At 59.1% G+C, this 24,839-nt stretch carries 28 protein-coding genes; 7 read left to right on the plus strand and 21 right to left on the minus strand.

Annotated elements, in window-relative coordinates:
• Positions 1–39: 39 nt before the first annotated feature.
• Positions 40–681 carry a LysE family translocator gene (locus tag EKD05_RS04545; protein WP_129671254.1) on the plus strand — a complete coding sequence of 214 codons (642 nt, stop codon included), beginning with the start codon at positions 40–42 and terminating at the stop codon, positions 679–681.
• A gap of 218 nt (positions 682–899) precedes the next feature.
• Here the strand turns inward: EKD05_RS04545 and EKD05_RS04550 are convergent, their stop codons facing one another.
• The 18 genes from EKD05_RS04550 to EKD05_RS04635 form a co-directional block, all read right to left on the minus strand.
• Positions 900–1,148 (minus strand): hypothetical protein, encoded by a 249-nt coding sequence (locus EKD05_RS04550; protein ID WP_129671255.1) that lies wholly within the window; start codon positions 1,146–1,148, stop codon positions 900–902.
• Between the two features lie 69 nt (positions 1,149–1,217).
• Complete coding sequence (gene moeB, locus EKD05_RS04555; RefSeq protein WP_129671256.1) at positions 1,218–2,372, minus strand: molybdopterin-synthase adenylyltransferase MoeB; 1,155 nt, start codon at positions 2,370–2,372, stop codon at positions 1,218–1,220.
• A 1-nt stretch (position 2,373) separates the two neighbouring features.
• Entirely contained in the window at positions 2,374–2,649 is a 276-nt protein-coding gene (locus tag EKD05_RS04560; protein WP_129671257.1) for a MoaD/ThiS family protein, read from the minus strand.
• Positions 2,650–2,889: 240 nt separating this feature from the next.
• On the minus strand, positions 2,890–3,363 hold the full coding sequence (locus tag EKD05_RS04565) for a M67 family metallopeptidase (protein ID WP_129671258.1): 474 nt from the start codon (positions 3,361–3,363) through the stop codon (positions 2,890–2,892).
• Positions 3,363–4,295, minus strand: a complete 933-nt coding sequence (locus EKD05_RS04570; protein ID WP_129671259.1) for a PLP-dependent cysteine synthase family protein — start codon at positions 4,293–4,295, stop codon at positions 3,363–3,365. The genes EKD05_RS04565 and EKD05_RS04570 overlap by 1 nt, the downstream gene beginning before the upstream one ends.
• A 33-nt stretch (positions 4,296–4,328) precedes the next feature.
• Complete coding sequence (locus EKD05_RS04575) at positions 4,329–4,715, minus strand: iron-sulfur cluster assembly scaffold protein (RefSeq protein ID WP_129671260.1); 387 nt, start codon at positions 4,713–4,715, stop codon at positions 4,329–4,331.
• 93 nt (positions 4,716–4,808) lie between these two features.
• Complete coding sequence (locus EKD05_RS04580) at positions 4,809–5,660, minus strand: sulfurtransferase (RefSeq protein WP_129671261.1); 852 nt, start codon at positions 5,658–5,660, stop codon at positions 4,809–4,811.
• 96 nt (positions 5,661–5,756) lie between these two features.
• Positions 5,757–6,074 (minus strand): non-heme iron oxygenase ferredoxin subunit, encoded by a 318-nt coding sequence (locus EKD05_RS04585; RefSeq protein WP_129671262.1) that lies wholly within the window; start codon positions 6,072–6,074, stop codon positions 5,757–5,759.
• An 83-nt stretch (positions 6,075–6,157) separates the two neighbouring features.
• A complete protein-coding gene (sufB, locus tag EKD05_RS04590) occupies positions 6,158–7,573 on the minus strand; it encodes a Fe-S cluster assembly protein SufB (protein WP_129671263.1) in 1,416 nt (471 codons plus the stop codon).
• 26 nt (positions 7,574–7,599) lie between these two features.
• A complete protein-coding gene (gene sufU, locus EKD05_RS04595) occupies positions 7,600–8,001 on the minus strand; it encodes a Fe-S cluster assembly sulfur transfer protein SufU (protein WP_129671264.1) in 402 nt (133 codons plus the stop codon).
• Positions 8,002–8,015: 14 nt separating this feature from the next.
• Complete coding sequence (locus EKD05_RS04600) at positions 8,016–9,254, minus strand: cysteine desulfurase (RefSeq protein WP_129671265.1); 1,239 nt, start codon at positions 9,252–9,254, stop codon at positions 8,016–8,018.
• Positions 9,255–9,294: 40 nt separating this feature from the next.
• On the minus strand, positions 9,295–10,503 hold the full coding sequence (gene sufD / locus EKD05_RS04605) for a Fe-S cluster assembly protein SufD (protein WP_129671266.1): 1,209 nt from the start codon (positions 10,501–10,503) through the stop codon (positions 9,295–9,297).
• Position 10,504: 1 nt separating this feature from the next.
• Positions 10,505–11,284, minus strand: a complete 780-nt coding sequence (gene sufC / locus EKD05_RS04610) for a Fe-S cluster assembly ATPase SufC (protein WP_129671267.1) — start codon at positions 11,282–11,284, stop codon at positions 10,505–10,507.
• 29 nt (positions 11,285–11,313) lie between these two features.
• Positions 11,314–11,970: a metalloregulator ArsR/SmtB family transcription factor gene (locus EKD05_RS04615; protein ID WP_129671268.1), complete on the minus strand. Its 657-nt coding sequence runs from the start codon at positions 11,968–11,970 to the stop codon at positions 11,314–11,316.
• A 149-nt stretch (positions 11,971–12,119) separates the two neighbouring features.
• Positions 12,120–13,142, minus strand: a complete 1,023-nt coding sequence (locus tag EKD05_RS04620; protein WP_129671269.1) for a hemolysin family protein — start codon at positions 13,140–13,142, stop codon at positions 12,120–12,122.
• 24 nt (positions 13,143–13,166) lie between these two features.
• The gene (locus EKD05_RS04625) at positions 13,167–14,123 is read right to left on the minus strand and encodes a stage II sporulation protein M (RefSeq protein WP_129671270.1); all 957 of its coding nucleotides are present in this window, start codon (positions 14,121–14,123) and stop codon (positions 13,167–13,169) included.
• Entirely contained in the window at positions 14,110–14,928 is an 819-nt protein-coding gene (locus tag EKD05_RS04630) for an isopentenyl phosphate kinase (RefSeq protein ID WP_129671271.1), read from the minus strand. Before EKD05_RS04630 ends, EKD05_RS04625 begins: the two co-directional genes overlap by 14 nt.
• A gap of 33 nt (positions 14,929–14,961) precedes the next feature.
• Positions 14,962–15,942, minus strand: coding sequence for a decaprenyl-phosphate phosphoribosyltransferase (locus EKD05_RS04635; RefSeq protein WP_129671272.1), 981 nt, complete (start codon positions 15,940–15,942; stop codon positions 14,962–14,964).
• 177 nt (positions 15,943–16,119) lie between these two features.
• Between EKD05_RS04635 and rdgB the strand changes: the two genes are divergently transcribed.
• Positions 16,120–16,716 carry an RdgB/HAM1 family non-canonical purine NTP pyrophosphatase gene (rdgB, locus tag EKD05_RS04640; protein ID WP_129671273.1) on the plus strand — a complete coding sequence of 199 codons (597 nt, stop codon included), beginning with the start codon at positions 16,120–16,122 and terminating at the stop codon, positions 16,714–16,716.
• Between the two features lie 115 nt (positions 16,717–16,831).
• Here rdgB and rpmB read toward each other — a convergent pair whose 3' ends face one another.
• A complete protein-coding gene (gene rpmB, locus EKD05_RS04645; protein ID WP_129671274.1) occupies positions 16,832–17,017 on the minus strand; it encodes a 50S ribosomal protein L28 in 186 nt (61 codons plus the stop codon).
• 225 nt (positions 17,018–17,242) lie between these two features.
• On the opposite strand from rpmB, the gene EKD05_RS04650 reads away from it, so the two are divergent.
• From EKD05_RS04650 to hisS, 4 genes are read left to right on the plus strand one after another with little or no spacing between them, the layout of a single operon-like run.
• Positions 17,243–18,097, plus strand: a complete 855-nt coding sequence (locus tag EKD05_RS04650) for a DegV family protein (RefSeq protein ID WP_129671275.1) — start codon at positions 17,243–17,245, stop codon at positions 18,095–18,097.
• Positions 18,098–18,118: 21 nt separating this feature from the next.
• Positions 18,119–20,665, plus strand: a complete 2,547-nt coding sequence (gene recG, locus EKD05_RS04655; protein ID WP_129671276.1) for an ATP-dependent DNA helicase RecG — start codon at positions 18,119–18,121, stop codon at positions 20,663–20,665.
• Between the two features lie 7 nt (positions 20,666–20,672).
• Positions 20,673–21,965: an E3 binding domain-containing protein gene (locus EKD05_RS04660; RefSeq protein ID WP_129671277.1), complete on the plus strand. Its 1,293-nt coding sequence runs from the start codon at positions 20,673–20,675 to the stop codon at positions 21,963–21,965.
• A 9-nt stretch (positions 21,966–21,974) separates the two neighbouring features.
• A complete protein-coding gene (gene hisS, locus EKD05_RS04665) occupies positions 21,975–23,276 on the plus strand; it encodes a histidine--tRNA ligase (RefSeq protein ID WP_129671278.1) in 1,302 nt (433 codons plus the stop codon).
• Between the two features lie 52 nt (positions 23,277–23,328).
• On the opposite strand, the gene EKD05_RS26270 is transcribed toward hisS, so the two are convergent.
• Both EKD05_RS26270 and EKD05_RS04675 read right to left on the minus strand, forming a co-directional pair.
• Positions 23,329–23,685: a hypothetical protein gene (locus EKD05_RS26270; RefSeq protein WP_205703862.1), complete on the minus strand. Its 357-nt coding sequence runs from the start codon at positions 23,683–23,685 to the stop codon at positions 23,329–23,331.
• On the minus strand, positions 23,675–23,977 hold the full coding sequence (locus tag EKD05_RS04675; protein WP_129671279.1) for a DUF952 domain-containing protein: 303 nt from the start codon (positions 23,975–23,977) through the stop codon (positions 23,675–23,677). The genes EKD05_RS26270 and EKD05_RS04675 overlap by 11 nt, the downstream gene beginning before the upstream one ends.
• 395 nt (positions 23,978–24,372) lie before the next feature.
• Between EKD05_RS04675 and EKD05_RS04680 the strand changes: the two genes are divergently transcribed.
• Positions 24,373–24,839: ABC transporter substrate-binding protein (locus tag EKD05_RS04680; protein ID WP_165360586.1), on the plus strand; the 467-nt coding region annotated here is incomplete at its 3' end.

Here is a 24,839-nt window from a genome sequence, read left to right on the forward strand (position 1 = left end):
CCGACAATCTATGAGTCAGGCATAATTAGGAGGGATCCGTTGCTCATCGATATCCAGACACTTGTCGCATTTATCCCGATCGTGCTCGTCCTCGTGCTCATCCCAGGGCCGGATATGGTCTTCATCACGGCCAATGCACTCTCCTCGGGCAAGCGTGGCGGTGTGTTCTCGGCACTCGGATGCACAACTGGTGCTTTTACCCATGCGGTGCTTGCTGCCTTCGGCCTCACAGCTATTGTCGTCGCGTGGCAGCCGGCTTACGAGGTTGTTCGCATCGGTGGCGCACTCTACCTCCTCTACCTCGGCGTAAAGTTGCTTTTTGCGAAGGAATCGCCGCTGTCGGTCTCAGATGCCGGAGTTGGTAAATCGGGCATAAGGCTCTTTCGTGAGGGCTTGATCAACAACCTAATGAATCCTAAGGCCATCCTCTTCTCCCTCACATTCCTGCCCCAGTTCGCCGACCCAATACGCGGTCCGATCTGGGCGCAGATCATCATCCTCGGGATCGTGCTTGCGGTGATTATGCTCGCGATCGAGATTCCGATCGCCGTGACAAGCGGTCACTTTGGCCAGTGGCTCACCTCGCGGTCGCAGGCGGCCTCACTGCTTAGCAAAGCGATGGGAGCTGTGCTGATCGGTCTCGCTGTTTGGGTGTTCCAGAGCCGACGCATCGCGCACTAGGTAAAAATCAGGACGTTCTTTATTAGAATACTCGTTAATCTCTTGACAGAGTAAGCAGATATTACTCGTTCTAAAGACAAATTAGGAGCAAGCACCTGACGCCGCTGGCGCGTCCAGGAACCTGGTGCGTTCTTCAAGCGCGTGGCGTGCCAGCGCGCGGCGCCATCTATCAATGTTGCCAGCGGCGCAGCTGAAGGCACGGCGTTGGGCAGCCACTATCACGCTTCGGTGGGCGGAAGCGACGTGGCGATGTCGTAGACGAGCACTTGTACGTCGAGGCCTTCGCTGGTCAGTAGGTCGATCGTGTATTCGTGGGTCGCCGCTTTGATCGCCGTCTCGACGCCTGCGGGGGCATAGACCCGGATGCTTGCTTCTTCTTCGGATGCACGGGCAATGCGCAGCACTGCCTCGGGGCAGATCGTCGTGATGCGCTGACTCAGTTCGGTGATGGCGTCTTCCAGGGTCATGCGAAGATCCTCTCGTGGGCAATGCAGAGGGGGCAGTCCGTACGGAACTGCCCCCAAAGAAGGTGCTACCTAATACTTCGCCATGGTCGGATCGACCTCGTCGCTCCAGCGGAGGACTCCGCCGACCAGGTTTTTGACCTTGCGGAACCCGGCGGCTTTGAGCATCTCGACGGCCTGACCACTGCGGGCACCGCTGCGGCAGTAGACAACGATCTCGACTGAACTGTCGAGCTTATTGATCTGTTCAGGAAGCTGATCGACCGGAATAAGCAGATCGGTTCCTTCGATGCTGGCGATCTCAACTTCATACGAATTGCGTACATCGAGCAGGAACGGTCGCTCGGGTGTCTCAAGCAACGCCGCTAACTCGACCGGGGTAATCTCATACTGGCTACTCAAGGTCTGTACCTCAGGGACAATGCCGCAAAATTGTTCATAGTCAATCAACTCGGTGACGGTCGGGTGGTCACCACAGACGGGACAATTGACATTGCGGCGCAGCTTCAACTCACGAAAACGCATCTCAAGGGCATCATAGAGCAGCAAACGACCGATCAGCGGCTCACCAATGCCGGTGAGCAACTTGATCGCCTCGGTTGCCTGCAGCGTGCCGATAACCCCAGGCAAAACACCGAGGACTCCGCCTTCCGCACAGGACGGTACCAGGCCGGGAGGCGGCGGTTCGGGATAGAGGCAGCGATAGCACGGCCCGCCATCTTTGGGCGAAAAGACCGTGACTTGCCCCTCAAAACGGAAAATGCTACCATAGACATTCGGCTTGCCGAGCATCACCGCAGCATCGTTGGTCAGATAACGCGTTGGAAAATTGTCGGTACCGTCAATAATTATATCGTAAGGCCGCATCAGGTCAAGTGCGTTCGCCGAGGTGATCGGGGTCTCGTAGGTTGTCACTTCAACCAGAGGGTTCAGATCGTGGAGCCGCCGTCGCGCCGACTCGGTCTTGGCAAGGCCAACCGTCGAAGTGCCGTGGACAATCTGGCGTTGCAGGTTGCTCTCGTCAACGACATCGAAGTCAACCAGCCCGATATGCCCGACGCCCGCTGCGGCGAGATAGAGCGCCAGGGGTGAGCCGAGGCCACCGGTACCGATGAGCAAGACACTCCCCTGCTTCAGGCGGCGCTGGCCCGCCATCCCCACCTCGGGCATAATCAAATGGCGACTGTAACGCCGGATCTCTTCATTCGACAAGACTGGTGGTGCCATGTCACATCCCTCCGGCGATCGCAGGAATAATCGAAACCGTCTCGCCATCCTTCAGCGGGGTCGCTTCGCCCTGCAGGTAGCGAATATCCTCGTCGCCGACATAGACATTCACAAAGCTGCGGAGCTTGCCCCCATCAAAGATATGCTTGCCAAGGGTGGGATACTGTTCCACCAGGCCGTGCAGGAGCGCACCCACCGTATCTGCTTCAAGGGCCACCGTCGCGTTATTCCCTGCATACTGGCGCAGGGCCGTTGGAATCGTAATCGTAATCGCCATGATTTTTTCCTTATTTGTGCTGGCCATTTTCGCTAGCCTAAACGTAAGTGATCTGTCAACGAAGTTTTCTGGCGTCCTCAGCCGTCCACGAATGGGGTCCACGAATGGGGGCCACGAAGAAACGAAGAGCGCATGGAGCAGCCCATATTCGTTTCTTCGTTATCAGCATTCGTGATCGGCGGCGCTACCACAAAACTTACTTCACACACTAGTAAGTGTAAACAGTACTCCTAAAAACCCCTACCGCTGCTCTTCAAGGACAAGAGGCTCCTCGACGAAGGCCTCGCCGCCATCAAGCAGGCACCACGAGGCAAGCCTGGTGGCGTTGCCGTCTTCTACGGCTTGAATGGCAAAAGCAAAGCCCGGGCCGGCAATCGCCTGGGCCCCGACCCGGTCGCGTTCCGAGGGTGTTGGTGGATGATCGGGATGCGAATGGTAACACCCAACGATGTCGAGCGCACGAGCCTGCGCGGCGCGGTCGGCGCGCATGTAATCGCGCGGATCGAGATAGAACCGATCCCGTCGCGAGGTTGGATCGTCGGTCTCGGCCAGGCTCATCTGACCTGCCCAGCGGTTCTCGACCGGAAAGGCTTCGCTGACGACTTTATCTTCACCGTCGACGTGGCCGAGCAGCAGGCCGACACACTCATCAGGGTACGTTGCTTCGGCGTGGCGGGCAATAGTGGTTGCCGCCTCAGAGGCTACACGGATCATTAGATGCCTGCCCCTTCGATCAGATCGCTATCTTCCCAGAAACGCTCGCTGAGATACCGGTTGGCGCTATCGCAGAGAATAGTGACCACCACGCCACGCTCTAGTTCACGTGCTACTCGCAAGGCAGCGGCTACGTTTGCCGCCGCCGAGATGCCTACCAGCAGGCCTTCGCGGCGCGCCAGGCGGCGTGCGATGGCAAAGGCCTCTTCGCTGCGGACTTCGATCACTGCATCAGGCGCGTTGGGGTTGTAAATGGCTGGCACCAGACGGGTCGAGGCCATATGCTTGACGCCCTCGAGGGCATGATAGGGGCTATCGGGCTGCACCGCAAGCATCTGGATCTGCGGGTTGAGCTCGCGCAGGCGGCGACTGCTGCCCATAAAGGTGCCACTGGTGCCCAACGCGGCCACAAAGTGGGTGATTCGGCCACCTGTCTGCGCCCAGATTTCGGGGGCCGTCGTCTTGTAGTGGGCCTGTGGATTGGCCGGGTTACTGTATTGGTCTGGATAAAAAAACCGCTCGGGTTGCCCGGCAACCAGTTCCCGAATCGTCGTGATTGCCAGATCCATGCCTTCGCTCGCGTCGGTCAGGATCAGTTCAGCCCCGAGGGCGCGCAGCGTACGGATGCGTTCAGGGCTGGCGTTAGCCGGCAGCGCGAGCGTGACACCATAGCCCAGCGCCGCCCCCAGTGTCGCATAGGCAATGCCGGTGTTGCCACTGGTGGCATCGGCAATGCGCATGCCTGGGCGCAACGCACCGCGCCGCTCGCCGTCACGCACCATCCATAAGGCGGGCCGGTCTTTCACCGACCCCCCGAGGTTGTACCACTCGGCCTTGCCGTAGACCTCGACCCCCGGGGCAAGCCCCGTTGTCAGGCGAGTCAAACGCAAGAGCGGCGTATTGCCAATCAGATCCAGTGGCGTTGTGCTCATACCTTTAAACCTTCGCGTCTCAGCGCCTTTGCGTCAATGGCGACGCCGATAGGCTTGCACGGCCGCTTTCATCGTGTTCAAGGCGAGCGTTGCACAACGTGGCCGTGCTCGAACAACTTCGCGGCCCAGGAGATCGAGCACCGCATTGTCTTCCATGTTCTCAATGGCTGCCAGCGGCGCATCCTGGAATTGTTCGCTGAGCAGCGAGGCTGCCGCCTGACTGATTGTGCAGCCTTGACCCTCGAAGCTGAGCGCTGTGACATGCTCCCCACTGGCCTCAACCTTGAGATAGATGGTAATCATATCACCGCAATCAGGAATGCCTCCCGATAAGGTGATATCTGCTTCGGCGAGTGGCCCGTGGTGACGGGGATGGTCATAGTGCTCAAGCAGCCGCTCAATAATAGCCTGGCGATCCATTGGTGTCTCGCTTGGTCATCGTTTAACCCTACGTTGCGGTTGGTGGCAGCGGCTAGCCTCGCTAGCCGCTGCCACCAACCGCAACTAGACCTCCTACCCCCGTTCGATGGGGAGGCCAACCGCGTTGCCCCATTCGGTCCAACTGCCGTCGTAGTTGCGTACATGTGGGAAACCGAGCAGATAGGTGAGCACAAACCAGGTATGGCTCGAGCGCTCGCCAATGCGACAGTAGGTTGTCACCTGCTTGTCGTCGGTTACGCCCTGACTTGCATAGAGCGCCCGCAGTTCGTCGGTACTTTTGAAGGTACTATCCTCATTGACGGCCTGCGCCCAGGGGATGTTGACCGCAGTCGGGATATGCCCCCCGCGGAGCGTGCCCTCCTGCGGATACTCGGGCATATGCGTGCGTTCGCCGCTGAACTCCTGCGGACTACGGACATCCACCAGCGCCGTGCCAGCGGCGTGCTTGATCTGCGCACGCACTTCGTCGCGAAAGGCGCGGATCGTCGTATCATCGCGCTCGGGGGCGTGGTAGCTGCCCTGTGGATAGCTCGGCACGACGCGGGTCACCTCGCGCCCGTCGGCGATCCAACGCGCTCGCCCGCCGTTGAGCAAGCGAACATCCTTGTGGCCAAAGAGCTTGAAGACCCAGAAGGCATAGGTTGCCCACCAGTTGTGGCGATCCCCATAGAGAACCACGGTCGTAGCGTTGCTAATCCCTTTGCTCGCCATCAACTCAGCGAAACGCGGTGCATCAAGATAGTCGCGCACAACGGGATCATTCAAGTCGCCAACCCAATCAAGCTTGACCGCACCGGGAATGTGTCCTGTCTCGTAGAGCAACACATCTTCATTGCTCTCGACCAGGCGCACCCCCGGGTCGTTGAGATGGTCAGCTACCCAGGTGGTGTCAACCAGTACTTCGGGATGGGCATATGCATTCATCGGAAACTCCTCGCCAAAAGCTTCATATTTGAAAGAGGGAAGGCATTGCCTTCCCTCTTTTTCAGTATACCGCTGGTCTGGCATAAAGTCAAGTTCTTACGTAGAATACTCAACAAATAAGGCATCGCCCTCAGCATAGACGCGATACGTCTTGACCGGCTTGTAGGCCGGCAAGGTACGCGCCTCGCCGGTGCGGAGGCTAAAGAGCGCCCCGTGATGGGGACACTCGATACAGAGCATGTCGGGATCAAGCTCGCCCTCGCTCAACGAGGCCTCATCGTGGGTGCAGGTATCATCAATCGCAAAGAGCTCGCCCTCAACGCGAAAGACGGCAATCGCATGGCCCTCAACCGTAAAGGCCTTGCCACCCTCTTCTGGCACCTCGGCTAGTGTTCCAATCTGAATTGCGCTCATCGACTCTCTTCTTCTTCAACAAAGTGGTTCGCCCGCTAGCCTTCACCGGTAGGCGAAGGGCTGCGGGCGGCAACCCGCTAGCCTTAGCCTACCGATCCCTCCATCTCCATCTGGATCAGGCGGTTCAACTCGACCGCGTACTCCATCGGCAACTCGCGAGTAAACGGCTCCATAAAACCAAGCACAATCATCGAGAGTGCATCGGCCTCGGGCAATCCACGGCTCATTAGGTAGAAGAGTTGCTCGGCACCGATGCGTCCGACGGTCGCTTCGTGGGCGAGGGTGCAGCGATCCTCTTCGATCTCGATGAAGGGGATCGTATCGGAGGCTGACCGCTCATCGAGGATCAGCGCGTCACAGTTGACGTTGATCTTGGCCCCGTAGGCCCCACGGGCAACCTTGGCGAGACCACGGTAGGTCGTTTTGCCGCCATCCTTGCTGACCGACTTGTTGGTGATGCGGCTCGTCGTCTCGGGTGCCAGGTGAACCATCTTGGCCCCGGCATCCTGGTGCTGGCCCTTGCCGGCATAGGCGACGCTCAACACTTCGCCCCGTGCCTTGCGGCCCATCAAGTAGACCGACGGGTACTTCATCGTCAGCTTGCTGCCGATATTGCCGTCTACCCACTCCATGCTCGCCTCTTCGTGGGCGACGGCACGCTTGGTCACCAGGTTGAAGATGTTGTTGGCCCAGTTCTGGATCGTGGTGTAGCGAAACTTGCCACCCTTTTTGACGACGATTTCAACGACAGCCGAGTGGAGCGAGTTGGTCGAATAGATTGGTGCGGTACAACCCTCGATATAGTGCGCCTCAGCTCCTTCATCCACAATAATGAGCGTGCGCTCGAACTGGCCCATATTCTCAGCATTGATGCGGAAATAGGCCTGCAGCGGAATGTCAACCTTGACGCCCTTGGGCACATAGACAAACGAGCCACCCGACCAGACGGCGGTGTTGAGGGCGGCATACTTGTTATCAGCCGAAGGAATGATCGTGCCGAAATACTCCTTGAAGAATTCCGGATGCTCCTTCAACGCTGTATCAGTATCAAGAAAGATCACGCCGAGTTTTGACCACTCTTCGCGCAGCGAGTGGTAGACCACCTCAGACTCGTACTGCGCACCAACACCCGCGAGGAACTTGCGCTCGGCCTCGGGAATGCCCAGTTTCTCGAAGGTGTCCTTGATCTCCTGCGGCACCGCGTCCCAATCAGTCTGCGGGCGCTCACCGGCACGCACGAAATAGTGAATCTCGTCGTGGTTCAGATCCGCGAGTTCGTGGTTCGCCCACATGCCTGCCAGGGGCACTGGCTTCTTATTGAAAATATCGAGCGCACGCAGGCGTCGCTTCAGCATCCACTCGGGCTCATCCTTCATCCCCGAAAGTTCCCGGACGACCCGCTCGTTCAGCCCCTTGGGCGCCTTGAACAGATAGTTCTCTTCGTTCCGAAAACCGTACTTGGTGTAATCAAACTGGAGATTGGTTGCTTCTGCGACCATTTTCTATCCTCCTGAAATATATCTTGTTACAAATCGTCGTCGTCCTCATTGAGGTGATCGATGCCATAGAGCCCAGCCTTGAGGGCCTTGAGCGAGAGTAGGGCGCATTTAAGCCGGGTCGGATTCCGTGTGAGTGGAATCCCGATCAAGTCAAGCAACTCCTCTTTGCTAAAAGCTTTTGCTGTCTCAACCGGCATGCCTTTAAGCTCATCGGTTAACAGTGAGGCCGAAGCCTGGCTGATCGCACATCCACGACCTTCAAAACGTACATCAGTAATGATATCATTTTCGATCAGTAATTCAATCCGCACCCGATCACCACAGAGTGGATTATGTTCTTCATGCGAAATATCCGGTTCTGTGAGGCGTCCAAAATTATGCGGATACTTGGCGTGTTCAAGGATCTGTTGTTGATAGAGATCATCCATACCCTGGCCCGTTCTTATTGAAAGAGCTTACTTGCTTTTTCGAGGCCGACCGCGAGCCGATCGATCTCTTCGGGCAGATTATAAATATAGAAGCTAGCGCGAGTGGTCGCTGGCACATCAAAGTGGCGATGCAATGGCTGCGTACAATGATGCCCTGCCCGCACGGCAATGCCCTGCCCGTCGAGAATCGCGGCGACATCGTGGGGATGCACGCCCTCGAGGGTAAAGCTAAAGGCACCTCCACGTTGCTCAGTCGTCAATGGGCCATAAAGCGTCAACCCTGGCACATTGACCAGCCGCTCGAGCGCGTAGGCCATCAATTCGACCTCGTGCTGATAGATCGCCTCCATCCCAATGGTGCTGAGGTAATCAATCGCTTCGCCCAGCGCGATCGCCTCGCCAATCGCTGGCGTTCCGGCTTCAAAACGTGCCGGCACATCGGCATACGTACTCTGTTTCAGCTCGACCACTTTGATCATCGAGCCGCCCCCCATGAACGGTGGCATCGCCTCCAGCAGCTTGCGGCGCCCCCAGAGCACCCCGATGCCAGTCGGGGCACACATTTTATGCCCGCTAAAGGCGAGAAAATCGCAACCGAGTTCAGCAACATTGACGGGCATATGCGGCACACTCTGGGCACCGTCGACCAGCATGACCGCCCCAACCGCGTGCGCACGGTCGGCGATCAAACGCACCGGATTGATCGTTCCGAGCATATTGGACTGCTGCGTCAGCGCAACTAATTTGGTCTGTTCCGTCAATTTCTGGTCAAGCTCTTCGAGCACGAGCCGACCTTCCCCATCAATGGAAAGATAATCGAGGATGGCCCCGGTACGCTGCGCGATCATCTGCCAGGGCACGATATTCGAGTGATGTTCCATCAGCGAGAGCAAGATGTGATCCCCGGGACGCAGATTGGTTGCGCCCCAGGTTTGAGCCACCAGATTGATCGACTCGGTTGTATTGCGGGTAAAGATGATTTCGCGCTGACTGGCGGCCCCGATGAAGCGTGCCACCTTGCCTCGTGCGCGCTCGTAGGCAAAGGTGGCCTCTTCGCTGAATTTGTAAACCCCCCGATGCACATTGGCGTTGTAGCGGCGATAGTAATCTTCTAGGCAATCAATCACCTGCCGCGGTTTCTGCGACGAGGCCGCGCTGTCGAGAAAGGCCAGCCGATGACCATGCACTTCTTGCTGGAGGATCGGAAACTCACGCCGAATCGCCAAGACATCGAATTGGGTTAAAGTTGACATAACCACTCGCTTCGCAACTGGTGGGCCTTGGCCCCAGTGCCTAGATCTTCGCTTCAATCACCGCTTCGAGCTGGTGTCGCAGCGCTTCAACCGGGATCGTGTCGAGGGCCGGGCTAAAGAAGCCCATGACGATCATACGGCGTGCTTCATTTTTGCTGAGCCCGCGGGTCTGCATATAAAAGAGTTGCTCGTCGTCCACATCGCCGCTGGTCGAGGCATGACCGCCCTTGAGCACACTGTTGGTGTCAATCTTGAGCCCCGGGATCGAGTCGTTGCGTGCCCCCGGTTTGAGGTGCAGCGCATGCTCTTCGAGCCGTGTGCTGGTTGCCGTGGACTCGTGCTCGATCTTGATCATTCCATCAAACACACTGTAGGCCGTATCGTTGACCACCGTCTTGAACTGCATAAAGCTCTCGGCGTTGTGGCCGATGTGGCGCAGCCAGGGTGCGGTGACCAGCACCTGCGAGCCATTGGCAAAGGTGGCCCCGAGCCAGTTGACGCGTGAGCCATTGCCCTTGAGCGTCGTCTCGGCTTCGATATGCTGCACTTTCGCCCCGAGCGCCAGCGAAGTCCACTCGAGCGAGGCGTTATTGCCAAGCACAGCCTTTTGTCCACCGATATGATACACTCCATCGCCCCACTGTTGCACACTGATAAAGCGCACGGTGCTATTGGGGCCAGCGATAAGCTCGGTAATCGGCGCGGCCAGCGCCTGTTCGCTGCGATCCGCCGAGATAAACTCTTCGATGATCGTTGCGCTGGCGTTGGCTTCCACAATCACCAGGGTGCGCGGCATGATCATGTGGTGGTCGGCAGGCAGCGTGTAGCGCACATGGATCGGCGTATCGGCAGCGACATTTTTCGGCACATAGAGCAAGGCGCCATCGGCCCAGAGGGCGGCGCGCAAGGCACTGAATTTGTGATCAAGCGGCGCAACGGCGCTATCCATATGCGCCTTGATCAGTTCTTCGTGGCTGTTGAGCGCCTCTCGCAGTGGTTTGAAGACGACGCCCTGCTCGGCCAGCGCTGCATCCCAGATCAATTCGGTGCCAACGGCACCGCTGAGGGTCAGGGCATCAGGTGCCAACCCGCTCAAGTCAGTTCGGCGCCACTCGGGTGGCCCTGATTGGGCAAAAAAAGTCCACGCTTCGTGACGACGCTCGGCAAGCCAACCCGGCTCGTGCGCGGCGTGAGCCTGTTCGACAATCAGGTCGGCGGTCAAGTCTTTGAGAGTAATGCTTTGCTTCATCTTACGCTGCTCCAGCCAGTTCCTCGCGGAGCCAGTCGTAGCCCTTCTCTTCCAGCTCCAGGGCCAGTTCGGGGCCACCATCACGCACGATGCGTCCATCCATCATCACCGAAACAAAGTTGGGCTTGATATAGTTGAGCAAGCGCTGATAGTGCGTAATCACGAGGGCTCCCAGCTCTGGCCCGGCGAGGCGATTGACGCCCTCAGCGACGATGCGCAGTGCATCAATATCGAGCCCCGAGTCAGTCTCGTCCATCACCACCATCCCTGGCTTGAGCATGGTCATCTGCAGGATTTCGAGGCGCTTCTTCTCACCACCGCTGAAGCCTTCGTTGAGGTAGCGACGGGCAAAACCTTCGTCCATCTCGAGGGTTTTCATCCCTTCGCGCAGCATCTTGCGGAATTCCGCCATCGGAATAGCGGTCTCTTTCGGATCTTTGCCCTCCTCGGCCCGATGTGCATTGATCGCGGCGCGCAGGAAGTTGGCGACGGTCACCCCAGGAACGGCCACCGGGTACTGGAAGGCCAGGAAGAGACCCAGTTTGCTGCGCTCATCGGCTTCCAGTTCAAGAATATTCTGCCCACCATACCAGATCTCACCGGCGGTTACTTCGTAGTCAGGATGCCCGGCAATAACATGCGCGAGTGTGCTCTTGCCACTGCCATTCGGCCCCATAATGGCGTGAATGGTTCCGCCGCGTATGGTCAGATTGACGCCTTTGAGGATCTCGTTGTCGCCAATGTTCGCGCAGAGATCCTTGATGACCAGATCGTTGCTCATGTGCTCCTCATTACAAAAAATCAAAACTCTTACTCAGACTGAACTGGTACAAGCGGAATTACTCCGCTTCGTACCACAAAACGACAGGTGTGCGACCCTTCCCGGATGCTGCTCTCAAGCTGTAATTTCTCGCCAAGGACAAACTCGATCATCTGCCGCTCCATCGAGCAGACTTCAGGATGATCCTGGGCAATGTCATAAAACGGACACGCAAAGAGGCGAATGCTGTCGCCACTCTCGGCTACTTCAGCCGGGACACCGCGCTGTTCAAGCAGGCGACGTAACTCACCAAGACGTTCAGGCACATCGTTGCCTGCCATGCGGTCGGCATACTCGTTGGCCAGGCGTCGGCTCACCCGTTCAAGCAGTTCACCGACTTTATCAGGGCCTTCGAGCGCAATCAGTTCACGTAACAAGCCATTGATGAGGCGATCGTACTGCTTGGGAAACCGGCTATGGGCTTCGTCGCTGAGCATGTAGATCAGGCGCGGTCGCCCTGGTCCGTACCGCTCGGCGCGTACTGCCACGAGCCCTTCGGCCTGCAGGTGAACGAGATGTTCACGAGCGGCAGTGGTGCTGACCCCAAGCACCGTCGCCAGTTCTTTCACGGTTGCCTCGCCCTGACGCTGCAAGTGCTGCAGGATCTGGCCCGAGGCGCTGGTTGTGGCATAACCGATGACGGGCATAGCTCTTATTCGCCTCTTGCGAAAGCCACTGCCTTCGCTGGCGCCCCACTTGGGGCGCATTATGAACTCAATGAGAATGTGTGCTCAACGTATAGACCTATTGTACCGACCTCACTTCTTTTTGTCAATAAAAACGGAAAATACCTTTTTTATTCAAACCGGCGGCGATTTTTGCGGCGCGCTTCGGCTTGTAGGTCGGCGACGCGATCCGTTTCATCTACAATTTCGCCGGTGATCACTTCGAGCACATCTTCAAGGGTGATCACTCCGGCCACCCCGCCATATTCGTCAATGACCACCGCGAGGTGTTGGCGGGTCTGCCGAAAGACTTCGAGCAGCCGGTCGGCGCGTACGCTCGCCGGAATCAAATTGGCTGGCCGCATAATCGTCGTAACGAGTTCGTCGCCGCGGCCTTCGAGCAGGGCGGCCAGGATCTCTTGACGCAAGGCAATGCCCCGTACTTCGTCAATCGAGTCGCCGATGACCAGCATGCGGGTGTGCTCTGAGGCGAGCACGCGCTCACGCGCTTCGGCAAGACTCTCATCGGCGTAGAGGTACGAAAGGCTGACCCGCGGGGTCATAATATCTTCGGCAATGGTATCGTTGAGCCGAAAGACGCGCTCGATCATCTCAGACTCATCGCGCTCAATGATGCCCTCCTGTTGCCCGATCCGCGCCAGCAGCCGGATCTCGGCCTCGGTGGTGGTCGGTGCTTTCCAAGTGCCCACAATCGGCGCAACAAGGCGCTCGATCAGCCAGACAAGCGGTGTGAGCAGCATGGTCAGCGTTGCCACCGGGCGCGCCGCCACCAGTGCAATTGGCTCAGAATAACGCTCTCCAACATTTTTGGGGATAATCTCGGCAAAAATAATGACCGCCAGGGTCAACCCGGCGGAAAAGGCTCCAATCCATTGACTGCCAAAGACCGTTGTGGCTAGATCACCAACAATAATGCTGCCCCCAATATTGGCAATGTTATTCAAGACCACAATGGTGCTGATGGGGCGGCCCATATTTTCACGGATCTTGAGCAGAGTTTTTGCCGAAGCACCCCCACCTTCGGCGAGTTGGCGTACCCGCACAAGGTTGGTCGAAAAGAAGGCTGCCTCGACTCCCGAACAGAGGGCCGAGATGATGAGAACCAGGGCAATGAAGAGAAAGAGTTGCTCCATAGGATGGTGCTCCGCATGTTCTGTTCAGGTACGTCCAACGCCAAGCAGGTACGTGTAGAGTGCGACGCCCGAGCCGAGCGCGACGACATATTTGACGGCCAGGGGTAGTGCCGAAGGTGAGATAAACGCCTCGATCAAGCCTGCAATGATCAAGAGAGGAATGCAGCCGAGGATCAAGATCAGGGCGCGGCGTGCGGCGACTACCAGGGCGGCTCGCCGCGTGAGCAAGCCAGGCCGCAGGATCGCCCAGCCCAGTTGCAACCCGGCCCCCCCCGCGATAAAGATGACACTCAGTTCAACCACTCCATGGGCCGCAATGAACCCCCAGAGATTGCCAGCAAAGGCAAAACGCTGGGCGGCACCGGCAATAATGCCAAGAAAGAGCCCATTCATGATCAGAATGTAGCCCGTATAGATGCCTAGCGTCACGCCTCCTGCAAAGGCGCGAAAGGCGACGCCAATATTATTGGTCATGATTTCCGCCGAGGCGATTGAGCGACCTTCTTCGTTAATGCGCAACCACCATTCGTTGCCCGCCTGGACTTCACCAACGACAAGTTCGGCCCCTGGCATCAGTACGCCGGCCAGCGCCGGATCGTTCATCGTGAGGCCAAAGCCGATAAGCGCTGGCACAAAGAACATTAGACAGGCGATCAGCGTTGCTTGCCAGGTAGCGCGAAACGTCTGGGGGAGTTCGGTGCTGAAAAAGGCCCGGATCCGTGTTGTGCCACCAGCCCCACTCTCCCGATAGACGGCACTATGCCCGCGGGCAACCAACCCATTAAGAAAGCTTACAATCGCGTGCTCCGGCAGATCGCGTCGAGCCGTCGCCAGATCGGCAGCAGCCTGCCGATAGAGCCGCCCAAGTTCACGTAGTTCGCTCGCCGACAACCCCGCGAGGCCCGCGCCGGCCTGTTCAATCAGGCGATCGAGGCGTTCCCAGTTGGGCCGACGCTGCGCAATAAACTCATCGTGGCGCATAAGCTCTAATGATGGTTCCGCTCGCTAGGGGGGTACCGCTTACTGCTGCAGCCAGATTTCCCGGGGTTGGTCCGATCAACTGAACTTCGAGCCCTGGGCAGGCCGTCACGAGGCGCCACATCAGTTCGAGTTTGCTGCGCATCCCGCCGGTGACATCGACCCCGTGTGACCCTGAAGCCCCGTGCAACACGGTGGCAAGATTGTCGGCACTGATCACGGGAATGCGCGTCGCCGCCGGGTCGCGGTGCGGATCAGCCGTATAGACCGCATCTTCGCCTACGAGAATGATCCGGTTGGGGGCGATGTTGCTGTTCAGCGCCAGATGCGCGAGCAGCAACTCGGTCGAGATGATCGCCGTCCCCTGCTGATGATCAAAGGCGACATCACCGTGGATCACGGGCAGCAACCCCTCTTCTAGGGCGTGTTCGACATGGCCTGTCGCCCACGACGCAATCTGGCCGCCCTCGGCCCAGAGCGTGGCCGAGGGCTGGAACGCCATCGCGGGCAGGCCAGCGTCGAGCAAGGCATCAACCACAATGCGATTGAGGCGTAGCGCGGCACTGGCGGTCATCGCCAACCCAAATGGCTCAACCCCGGCGGCGCGACCGCGATGCACCCCGTAGCGGGTCGCCGCGACATGCCCAAATGAGCCACTGCCATGCCCCAGAAGCACGCGCACCTCGGGCCTAAGTTGGCGGGCCGCCGCTAGTTCAGCCGCCAGTTGCCGGATCACCGGCAGATCGGCCGCCTCCTCGCCGCGCTTATCAGTAATGACGGAACCACCAAGTTTGATAAAGGTATACACACCGCACCTGATGGCTACGCGGGCGCAAGCCCACTAAAAAAAGAATAACACCCCAAGCACTGTGATTCCCCACAGCACCACACTGCTCGCCAACGGCCTATCGCGGAGCAACAGATCTTCGGGCGCGCCGCCTTCACCGCGTTGATAGATCAAATAGAGATACCGGAAGATCGCGTAGATCACAAACGGGATCGTCATCATCAACATTGGGTACGGTTCCTGCGGGGCCACCGGGGCCAGAAAAGCGGTAATGCTGTAGGCCATAATGATGCTTGCCGTCACAATTGACATCATCTGGTCGAGCATTGGCACCGAATATTCCTGCAGAATCCGGCGATGCTCACCTGCGCCCTGCTCAAGCAGGGTCAACTCGTGGCGCCGTTTGCCAATGCCGAGGAAGAGCGCCAGCAGGAGCATGCAGAGCAGCAGCCACGGGGTAATCTCGATATCCAGGACGGCGGCACCAGCTACGGCGCGCAAGACAAAACCAGCTGCAAGCACGAGGATATCAAAGATAACCACATTTTTGAGCCAGTAGGTATAGAGGAAGCCCTGAATGACAATATAAAGCACGAGCACCCCAAGAAAGTCGAGATCGAGCGGGGCGGGTGGCGGATCGCGATCAAGCACGATGGCGAGCGGAATGATGGCAAGCATCAGCACGGCTGCTGCGGCGATGCCTATGCGTGGATCGAGACGCCCTGACGCAAAGGGTCGCTCACGTTTTTTAGGGTGGGCGCGATCCTTCTCGATATCAACGAGATCGTTGACCAGATAGATGGCACTGGCGGCCATCGAAAAGGCGATGAACGCCCCAATCACCCGCAAGAGTGGCCCGGGTCCCGCTTCACCCCAAAATTGCCAGAGGCGATCCTCAGAAAAAGCTAGGGCCGCAAAGACAAAAGCGTTTTTTACCCACTGCCGTGGACGCATCGCTCGCAATAGTTCCCGCAAGGGATTGACGGTTCCCGTTGTGAGCGTCGGTGTCGCACGATCGGTCGAAACATTATTCATACAGCGTAAGAGGGTTACTGTGGTATCATGCCTCAAGATTGTATATACTATGCACAGGGGATTGTACTGCATATCTGCGTTATGCGTCAATCACCTTAAACTTTCGCGCCCCTGCGCCTCTGCGTCAAATAACCCGACGTATTTGCAAGGTATTGGATCCAGCCTGGAGACAGACCAATGCAAGAACTCTTGATCGCGACCCGCAATCCCGGCAAATTGCGCGAGTTTGCGGCCATTTTTGCCGGACTCGATCTGCAGTTGCGGACGCTTGATGAGTTGGGCATTGTCGATGAAGTGGATGAGACGGGGGCTACATTTGCCGCCAATGCGACCCTCAAAGCTGAACAGTATCGTGACCTGAGCGGTTTGCCGACGCTTGCCGATGATAGTGGCCTCGAAGTGGCGGTGCTCAATGGGGCACCGGGCGTCTATTCGGCGCGCTATGGCGGCGTCACCGGTGAGGCCCAGTTATGCTATCTGCTTGACCAGTTGCGTGATGTGCCCTGGCATGCGCGCCTCGCCCGGTTTGTCTGCGTGATTGCCCTGGCCCATCCCTCGCATCCAACCGAACTGGTGGAAGGGGTGCTGCCAGGGGTGATCGAGTGTGAGCCAAAAGGCACCGAGGGCTTTGGCTATGATCCGCTCTTCTATCTGATTGATGAAGATAAGACGATGGCTGAATTGCCCCCCGAACGGAAGAATGCTATCAGCCATCGTGCCCGCGCTGCCCACGCTGCCCGCGCGATCCTCGCTCACTGGTTCAGTCCACAGTAACAAGGCGCTGAAAACAATCACCGCGAAGCCTCAGGGCTTCGCGGTGATTCGGTGGAAAATTCCTATTGCATCGGCTCTGGCGTTCGGCTATAATGGGCAACGCTGTGGCCGGTGCTTAACGAACTTTAGACATCGTACGAATACACTGCGTACACGCCTTGACTTGTACCGACGAACCGTCCTTGTTGGTGATGGTTGTCTTCTGAATGTTGGGCCGCCACATCCGGTTTGTGCGACGTTTCGAGAAGCTGACGTTGTGACCGAAGGATGGCTTTTTTCCGCAGATTTGACACTTTGCCATTGGGTAACTCCAGGCTTTTGTTTACAAGGATTTCAGGATACTGATTTTTTCTTGCGAGCGACGGTTAGCATCTTGCGTATCCGCGCACAAACAGATATCCGCACACCTTGTTCAATAGATGCACATCTCTGCGAGACTATACCATACTGATGGATCTTTGGCAAACCAATGCTTCTGGGCGCGCTTTGCGATAAAGGTTGTAGGGCAGATCGGTAGGTTCTTTTCATGACCAAGATTAAGATTGTGACCGATGGATCGGCGGATATTCCTCCTGATATAGCCCATGAATTGGGTATTGAGGTCGTGCCAATTCTCGCTCATGTTGACGAGAAGGTGTATCGGGTTGGTATCGACCTGAGTGATGATCAACTCTATGATCTTATTGTGAGTGGTCATCACCGGGTGCGGATGGCAACCCCTTCCTCTTCGGTCTTCGAGCAGGTCTATCGGAGCATGATCGGGACGGTGGATTATGTCTTTTCGATCCATCTGGGTACTCGTCTTGGTTCGGTGCTTGGTGAGGCTGTGGCCGCCAAGCAGCGCCTCCCCGCTAGTACGACGCGTTTGCAACTGGTTGATAGCAAGTCGACGTCGCTTGGCCTCGGTTCGGTGGCGATCAGTGCTGCCAGCGCCGCCGCTGATGGTGCCCATCCCGAGGAGGTCAGCCGTTTGATCCACGCGACGATCCGCCATACGCACGTGGTCTTTTTTGTCGATACCATGGAGTATCTTGAGGTCACTGGCCGCCTGACGCTCGCTGGGTCGGTGCTTGGCTCGATGCAGCGCATCAAGCCGCTGATGATCCTCGATGAGGGCGAGATTGTGCCCTACGAGCGTACCCGTACGCGCGCGAAGGCGATCGAGGGCCTCTTTACCTTTGTTGAGGATTTTCCCCGTGTCCAGGATGTGATCGTGCTCTATGCGACAACCCCCGAAGATGTTGAGAAGTTGCTTGAGAAGCTCGATCCTATTTTTCCTCGTGAACGCGTGCAGGTGGCGCGCTTTGGCCCCGCCGTTGCCGCGCATCTCGGCCCCGGTGCGATGGGGGTGACGGTCTTTGAGGGTTTTGAAGAGGGTTAGGGCGGCGCTACGTTGGGGGTTATGCAGGATCGCGACCATATTATTAGCCTCGGGCGTCTCCTCGCCGCTGAGTTGCGCCGGGGGTGCGATGATACCGCTGCCGAGCATGGCCTCGACCACTTCCTTGCGCAGTGGCAGGCTCAGGCTGCTGGTGCGCTCGATCTCCCTGCCGTTCAGGCGACCTTTGCCCTGCTCGCTGAGTATGGGGCGCAGTCAGTCCTTGAGCGCCGTGCCCGCGTGACCCGCGCTGTCGAGGATCTGCGCGGGCTCTTTCGGCACGAGACTCCGCCTCCTCCGCCCGCGCCACCGGCTAAAAAGAAGCGTACGCGTCCGCCCGCTGCGCCTCCTCAACCACCCGCGCTCGTTCGCACTGCCGCCGATCTCGCGCTCGCTGATCCCCTCGATCTGGTGCCGGGGATCGAGCGCCGTGACGTTACCGCGTTTCGTCGCCTTGGCCTTAAGACCGTTGAGGATCTGCTCTACCATGTGCCCCATCGCTACGATGATTTTTCGTCGCAGCGCGGCATTGCCGATCTTGAAGTCGGTGCGGTTGGGACGCTTATTGCTGAAGTAAGCGATGTCCGGCTCGTCGGCGGTGGGCCGCGTTCACGGGTGGAGGTGACGTTTCGTGATCCGAGTGGCACGATCCGGGCGATCTTTTTTAATCAGCCCTGGTTGCCCAAGCAGTTGACCGTCGGACGCCAGATTGTGCTCAGTGGCAAGGTGTCGTCTTATCAGGGGCTGCGCCAGATGACGAGTCCGACCTGGGAGCCGTATGTGCCTGATGGGACGATGCTTCATACCGGGCGCCTCGTGCCCGTCCATCCGCTCAGCAAGGGTCTGCACGAGCGCAATGCGCGCAAGACGATTAAGTTTGTTGTTGATGCGCTGACGCCGCGCATCGTTGATCATCTGCCCGAAATGAGTCGCCAGCGCTGCAAGCTGTTGCCCCTCGGCGAGGCGTTGGCGCAGATCCATTATCCTGATACGCCCGAGCAGTTGCAACAGGCGCGTACCCGCCTCGGGTTCGATGAGTTCCTCTTTATTCAGCTCGGGGTGCTGCAGCGCAAGTTGCTCTGGCAGGGCGAACTTGGCTACCAGTTGACGTTTCTCCCCGATCTCCATCAGCAGTTGCTGGATCATGTTGGCTTTCGCCTGACCAAGGCCCAGCAGCGCGTGCTTGACGAAATCTTCCGCGATATGGCCCGGCCCCTCCCGATGGCCCGTTTGCTCCAGGGCGATGTTGGTTCGGGCAAGACGGTGGTGGCGGCGGCGGCGCTGGTGCAGGCGATTGGCAATGGCTTTCAGGGGGCGTTGATGGCCCCCACCGAAATCCTGGCTGAACAGCACTACAAGGGGCTTAAACAGTTGCTTGGCAAGCTCGCGGTGCCCCGGGCCGCTCGCCAAGAGGCCGAAGGTGAGACGTGGAAGGATCGCCTTGCGCCTGAAGAAGCCGCCAAACTCGCCGAGATTAAGGCGCTGCTCGGGATGACCGATGAGGAAGATATGGCCGGTCAGGGTGTCCGGGTCGCGCTCTTGACCGGCAGTCTCGGTATCAGGGCGCGCCGACGGGTGCTCGAGGGCATTGCCAATGGTGAGATCGATCTGGTTATCGGGACGCACGCGCTCATTACCGAAGGGGTGCGGTTTCAGTCGCTTGGTCTGGTGGTGGTTGATGAGCAGCACCGCTTTGGCGTCGAGCAGCGTCAACGTCTGCGTGATAAGGGCTTTAATCCCCATTTGCTCGTGATGACGGCGACGCCGATTCCGCGTACACTGACGATGACCATCTATGGCGATCTCGATACCTCGATCCTCGATGAGTTGCCGCCGGGCCGCGAGCCGATCCGTACGCGCTGGGTGCGCAAGGCGGAACGCTCGAAAGCCTATCGCCACCTGCGCCGCGAAATCGAGCAGGGCCGCCAGGCTTTTGTGATCTGTCCCCTCGTCGAAGAGAGTGAGAAGGTCGATCTGCCGTCGGCGGAAGAGATGTACGAAACGCTGCAAGGCTCGGTCTTCCCCGATCTGCGTGTGACTCTGCTGCACGGGCGGATGTTGCCACGCGAGAAGGACGAGGTGATGCTGGCGTTTCGTGACCACGCCTACGATATCATGGTCGCAACGGCAGTGATCGAGGTTGGCATTGATATTCCCAATGCCTCGACAATTCTGATCGAAGGGGCCGAACGGTTTGGTCTGGCCCAGTTGCACCAGTTTCGTGGCCGCGTTGGACGGGGCGCACACAAGAGCTATTGCATCCTGATCAGTGATAAAGATGATAATGCCATCACGCGCCAGCGCCTCGAAGCGATGGAACAGACCAACGATGGCTTCAAGCTCTCGGAGGTTGATCTGCAACTGCGTGGCCCCGGTGAGTTCTTTGGCACGCGCCAGAGTGGGACGCCGGATCTGAAGGTCGCTCGCTTGGCCGATACCCGTCTGCTCTACGCCGCTCGCAATGAAGCTGAGTTGATTCTGAACGATGATGTCCGTTTGAGCAAGCCTGAACATGCCCTTTTGAAACAGAAAGTAGACGCCTTCTGGGCCGAAGCCGCGAAGGCGGGATGAACATTTCATGCATACACTTTCCCTGCCAGCGTTGCCAGGTGGGGCGGCGGTGGTTACACGGTGGCTCGTTGACCCCGATGCCCAGGTGACCGTGGGCACGCCCCTCGTGATTGTGGTTACGTCGTCGGTCGAGGTGCTCATTCCTGCCGATACGACCGGGCGCCTGTGCGATCCTGTTCCCACAGGGATGCGCATCGCCCCTGGCGCAATTCTGGCCCGTATCGAGGCTGAGCCTGCGTCGGCCTTGCCTGCTGCCCCTGCGCGCTGCAAAGCGACCCCGCTGGCTCGCCGCATCGCGCTGGCGCACGGCCTTGCGTTGCATCAGATCACCGGCACTGGCCCGCACGGCCAGATCCGGGCCGCTGATCTGCGTGTCCTGCTGCACCCGCCCGCGACGCTGGCTGCCGAGCATCCTCCTGCGGAGACCGGGGAGGATGGGCAATGGCAGCCTCAGGACGGTACGCCTCTTCCCCTCACCGGCACTGGCCCGCACGGCCAGATCCGGGCCGCCGATCTGCGTGTCCTGCCGCACCCGCCGCCCGCGACGCTAGCTGCCGCGCATCCTCCTGCGGAGACCGGGGAGGATGGGCAATGGCAACCTCAGGACGGTACGCCTCTTCCCCACCTCACCGATAATGAGCGGGATCCCAGTTGCCCTGATGCGGTCCCGCAACCAGCACTTACCCCCATCTCAATTGATCCTGCGCCCGACCTGCGTCCGGTTGCCACGGTGACGATGGCGTTTGACGCAACAGCCACGCTCGCAGCGAGTGCTGCTTTGCCTGCGCATCTCGCCCGTCTGGAAGTCACGCCCTTGCTTGCCCCGGTGGTGCTTGAAGCGCTTGCCGCGTTGCTTCCGGCCTACCCGTTGCTCAACGGTGTGCCTAGTGAAGATGGCAACCTTGTTTTGCGGCGGCGCCTGCACCTTGCCGTTGGCTTGCCAGGCACTGTGCGCTACCAATGGCATCTCGTGCATGATGCTGGCGATCTCAATCAACGTGGCCTGACCAGAGCCCTTGCGCACCAGTCGGTTTCCGCGCTCGATGAGGCGACCTTTGCCGTCGTTTTTCGGCCCGAAGGCGCTGCTGGTTGGCAAGGGATGCCGCCGTTGCCGCATTGCCTGGTTGCCGTGAGTGTCACGCCGCCGGTGCGACGCCTGATTGTCGTCAACGACAGCCTGGCGATTCGGCCTGTTGGCGTATTGACCATCAGCTACGATGCCCGTATCATTGATGAGCAACTGGCGAACACCTTTCTGCGTACCCTCTGTGCGCACCTTGAAGCGCCGTCAACGCGATAAAGTAGAGACATGGCAAAAGTACAAAATATCAAAGGCATGCGCGACCATCTGCCCCAGGCGATGTTGCTCCGGCAGCACATCCTGACGGTGGTGCAACGCGTCTGTGAGCGTCACGGTTTTGATCCGCTGCAAACACCGGTGATCGAGTATGCCGAAGTGCTTGAAGGCAAACTCGGCGACGACGAGAAGCTCATCTACCGGTTTGAAGACCACGGCGGGCGGAGTTTGGCGCTCCGGTATGATCAGACAGTTCCCCTGGCCCGGGTGGTCGCGCAGTATGCGGGCCAACTCGCCTTCCCGTGGCGTCGGTACGCCTATGGGCCGAGTTACCGTGGCGAACGACCGGCCCGTGGGCGCTACCGCGAGTTTTATCAGTTTGATGCCGATATTGTCGGGAGCAGTTCACCGCTGGCCGACGCCGAGATTGTCACCCTCTTGAGCGAGGCGCTGGCCGAACTTGGCTTTCCCGACTTTGTCACCTTGCTCAACCACCGCCAAGTGATCGGCGGCATTGCCCGTGCCAGCGGCCTTGATGAAACAGCGGCGGGCGGCGTCTACCGGGCCATTGACAAATTCGACAAACTTGGCGCAAGCGGGGTTGGCGAGGAACTTGTACGGATGGGCGTCAACATCACGGCAACCGAGCAGATCCTCACCCTCGTGCAGACCGAAGGTTTACCTGCGACCGTGCTGGCGACCCTGCGCGAGCACCTGGCAAGTGACGAGCGAGCCGTGGCCGCGCTCGACAACCTGCAGGCAATCATCGCAGCGCTTGAGGCAATGGGTGTCTCCCCCAAGCGCTATCGCATCGCTCCACGGCTTGCCCGTGGGCTCTCGTACTACACCGGCCTCGTCTTCGAGACCATCACCCCGCACTGGCCGGAAGGCTCATTGCTTGGCGGTGGCCGCTACGACGAACTGATCGGCCAGTTTGCTGGACGAGCGATTCCGACGGTCGGGCTCGCCTTTGGCCTTGATCGCCTGCACGACGTTATGGAAGAGCTAGGACTTGGCCCGCGGTTGAACACAACCGCGACGGCCTTTGTCACAATCTTTGGTGCTGACCTGGCCGGCGAAGCGATGGCGCTTGCCAGTGAATTGCGTACCGGCGGGGTCAACACCTTGTTGAGCCTTGATCCAACCCAGGGCCTGGGCAAACAATTCAAAGAGGCCGACCGGAAAGGTGCCCGTTACGCCCTCGTGCTTGGCCCCGACGAACGCGACCGCGGCGAAGTTGTGATCAAAGACCTGCGTGACGGCAGCCAGCGCAGCGTCGCCCGCGCAGACGTTGTCGCCGCATTGACCCCGTAGGGGCACGGCGCCGCCGTGCCCGAACCGCGCCGCCGCGCCCGCCGCCGTGCCCCTACCGCGCCGCCGTGCCTGCCCGTGCCCGGCGTGGGGGCACGGGGCGGCACCGTGCCCCTACCGCGCCGCCGTGCCTGCCCGTGCCCGGCGTGGGGGCACGGCTCGCCCGTGCCCGCTGCGCCCGTGCCCGCTGCGCCCGTGTCCGGCGTGGGGCACGGCGCCGCCGTGCCCGCCGTGCCCGTGCCCGCTGCGCCCGTGCCCGCTGCGCCCGTGCCCGCTGCGCCCGTGCCCGCTGCGCCCGTGCCCGCTGCGCCCGTGCCCGGCGTGGGGCACGGCGCCGCCGTGCCCCTACGCCGTGCCTGCCCGTGCCCGGCGTAGGGGTACGGCTCGCCCGTGCCCGCCAGTCACGCCGCAAACAGGCGCACTTCCACCACCGCATCAAGGTTCAGCGGCCCATAGAGGTGCGGGAACGCCTCGCCTGGCTCCGCCTCCTCATAGCGCAATTCAGCCTCCAAGCGATCAACCGCCACGACAAGCAGCACCATGTCGGGCTGATGCTTATAAAAACGCTCGACCACCCCGGGCAACTGCACCTCGGTGGAAAAATGGATAAACCCCTCGCTGTCCAGCGACAGAGGTGCATAGAACCCCAGGCGTTGTGCCTCAGCCCAGGCTGCGGCGTGCGCAAGGTGAAGGATCGTCGTCATAGAGAAACTCCTTATAAAAGGGTAGGGCTAACGCCCTCAAAACCAGTGCCGATAGCGTAGCCTCGAACCTTGGCACGACTCGGGCTGATTGTCAAGCCACGCTTGACAATCAGCCCACAATCCGGTAGACTCGCGTTCTGTCACCCAACAAAAAAGTGTATAATAGGGCTATGTGTGGTACCCTACCGCACAGTGGGCACATAGTTTCTCACACGTCAACGCTGAATCCAAACCTGCCCTACGTCAGGGCCAACAACACCGAAAGGAGGTGTCTGTGCCTGTGCCGCTATCTCGATAAGCGTCAGTCAGGTCTGGGTTGGCAACCCTGGGTTACTATGACGTTCGTGTCGTTTCTGATACAGTAGCTTACAGATTGTGTAAGGAGTCCTACGTTTATGAAGCGTGTAAGTCTTTTGGTTCTCATTGCACTGCTTGGGGCGCTCATCGCGGCCTGTGGTGGTGCTCCCGCAGCCCAGCCGACAGCGGCTCCGGCTGATCCTGCTGCGACGGCCGCGCCCGAGCAGCCCACGGCCCCTCCGACTGAAGAGCCGACCACGGCTCCGTCTGGTGCAACAACGATTAAGATTGCTTCACAGAGTCCCCTTAGCGGCCCGCAGGCCGCCCTTGGTACGGGTATTCGCAATGGTGCCCAGTTGGCGATTGAGCAACTGGCTCAGCCGTTGATCGATCTCGGCTTCACGGTCGAGCTTGCTCCGTTTGACGATCAGGCTCGTGCTGAGGTTGGCTCGGCCAATGCCAAGAATATCGTCTCGGATCCCGAGATTATGTGTGTCGTGGGTCACCTGAACTCGGGTGTGGCGCTGGCCTCGCTGCCCGATTATCAGAATGCCTCGCTGGCGAT

The sequence above is a fragment of the Candidatus Chloroploca sp. Khr17 genome, assembly GCF_004138165.1.
In the GTDB taxonomy this organism is placed as follows: Bacteria; Chloroflexota; Chloroflexia; order Chloroflexales; family Chloroflexaceae; genus Chloroploca.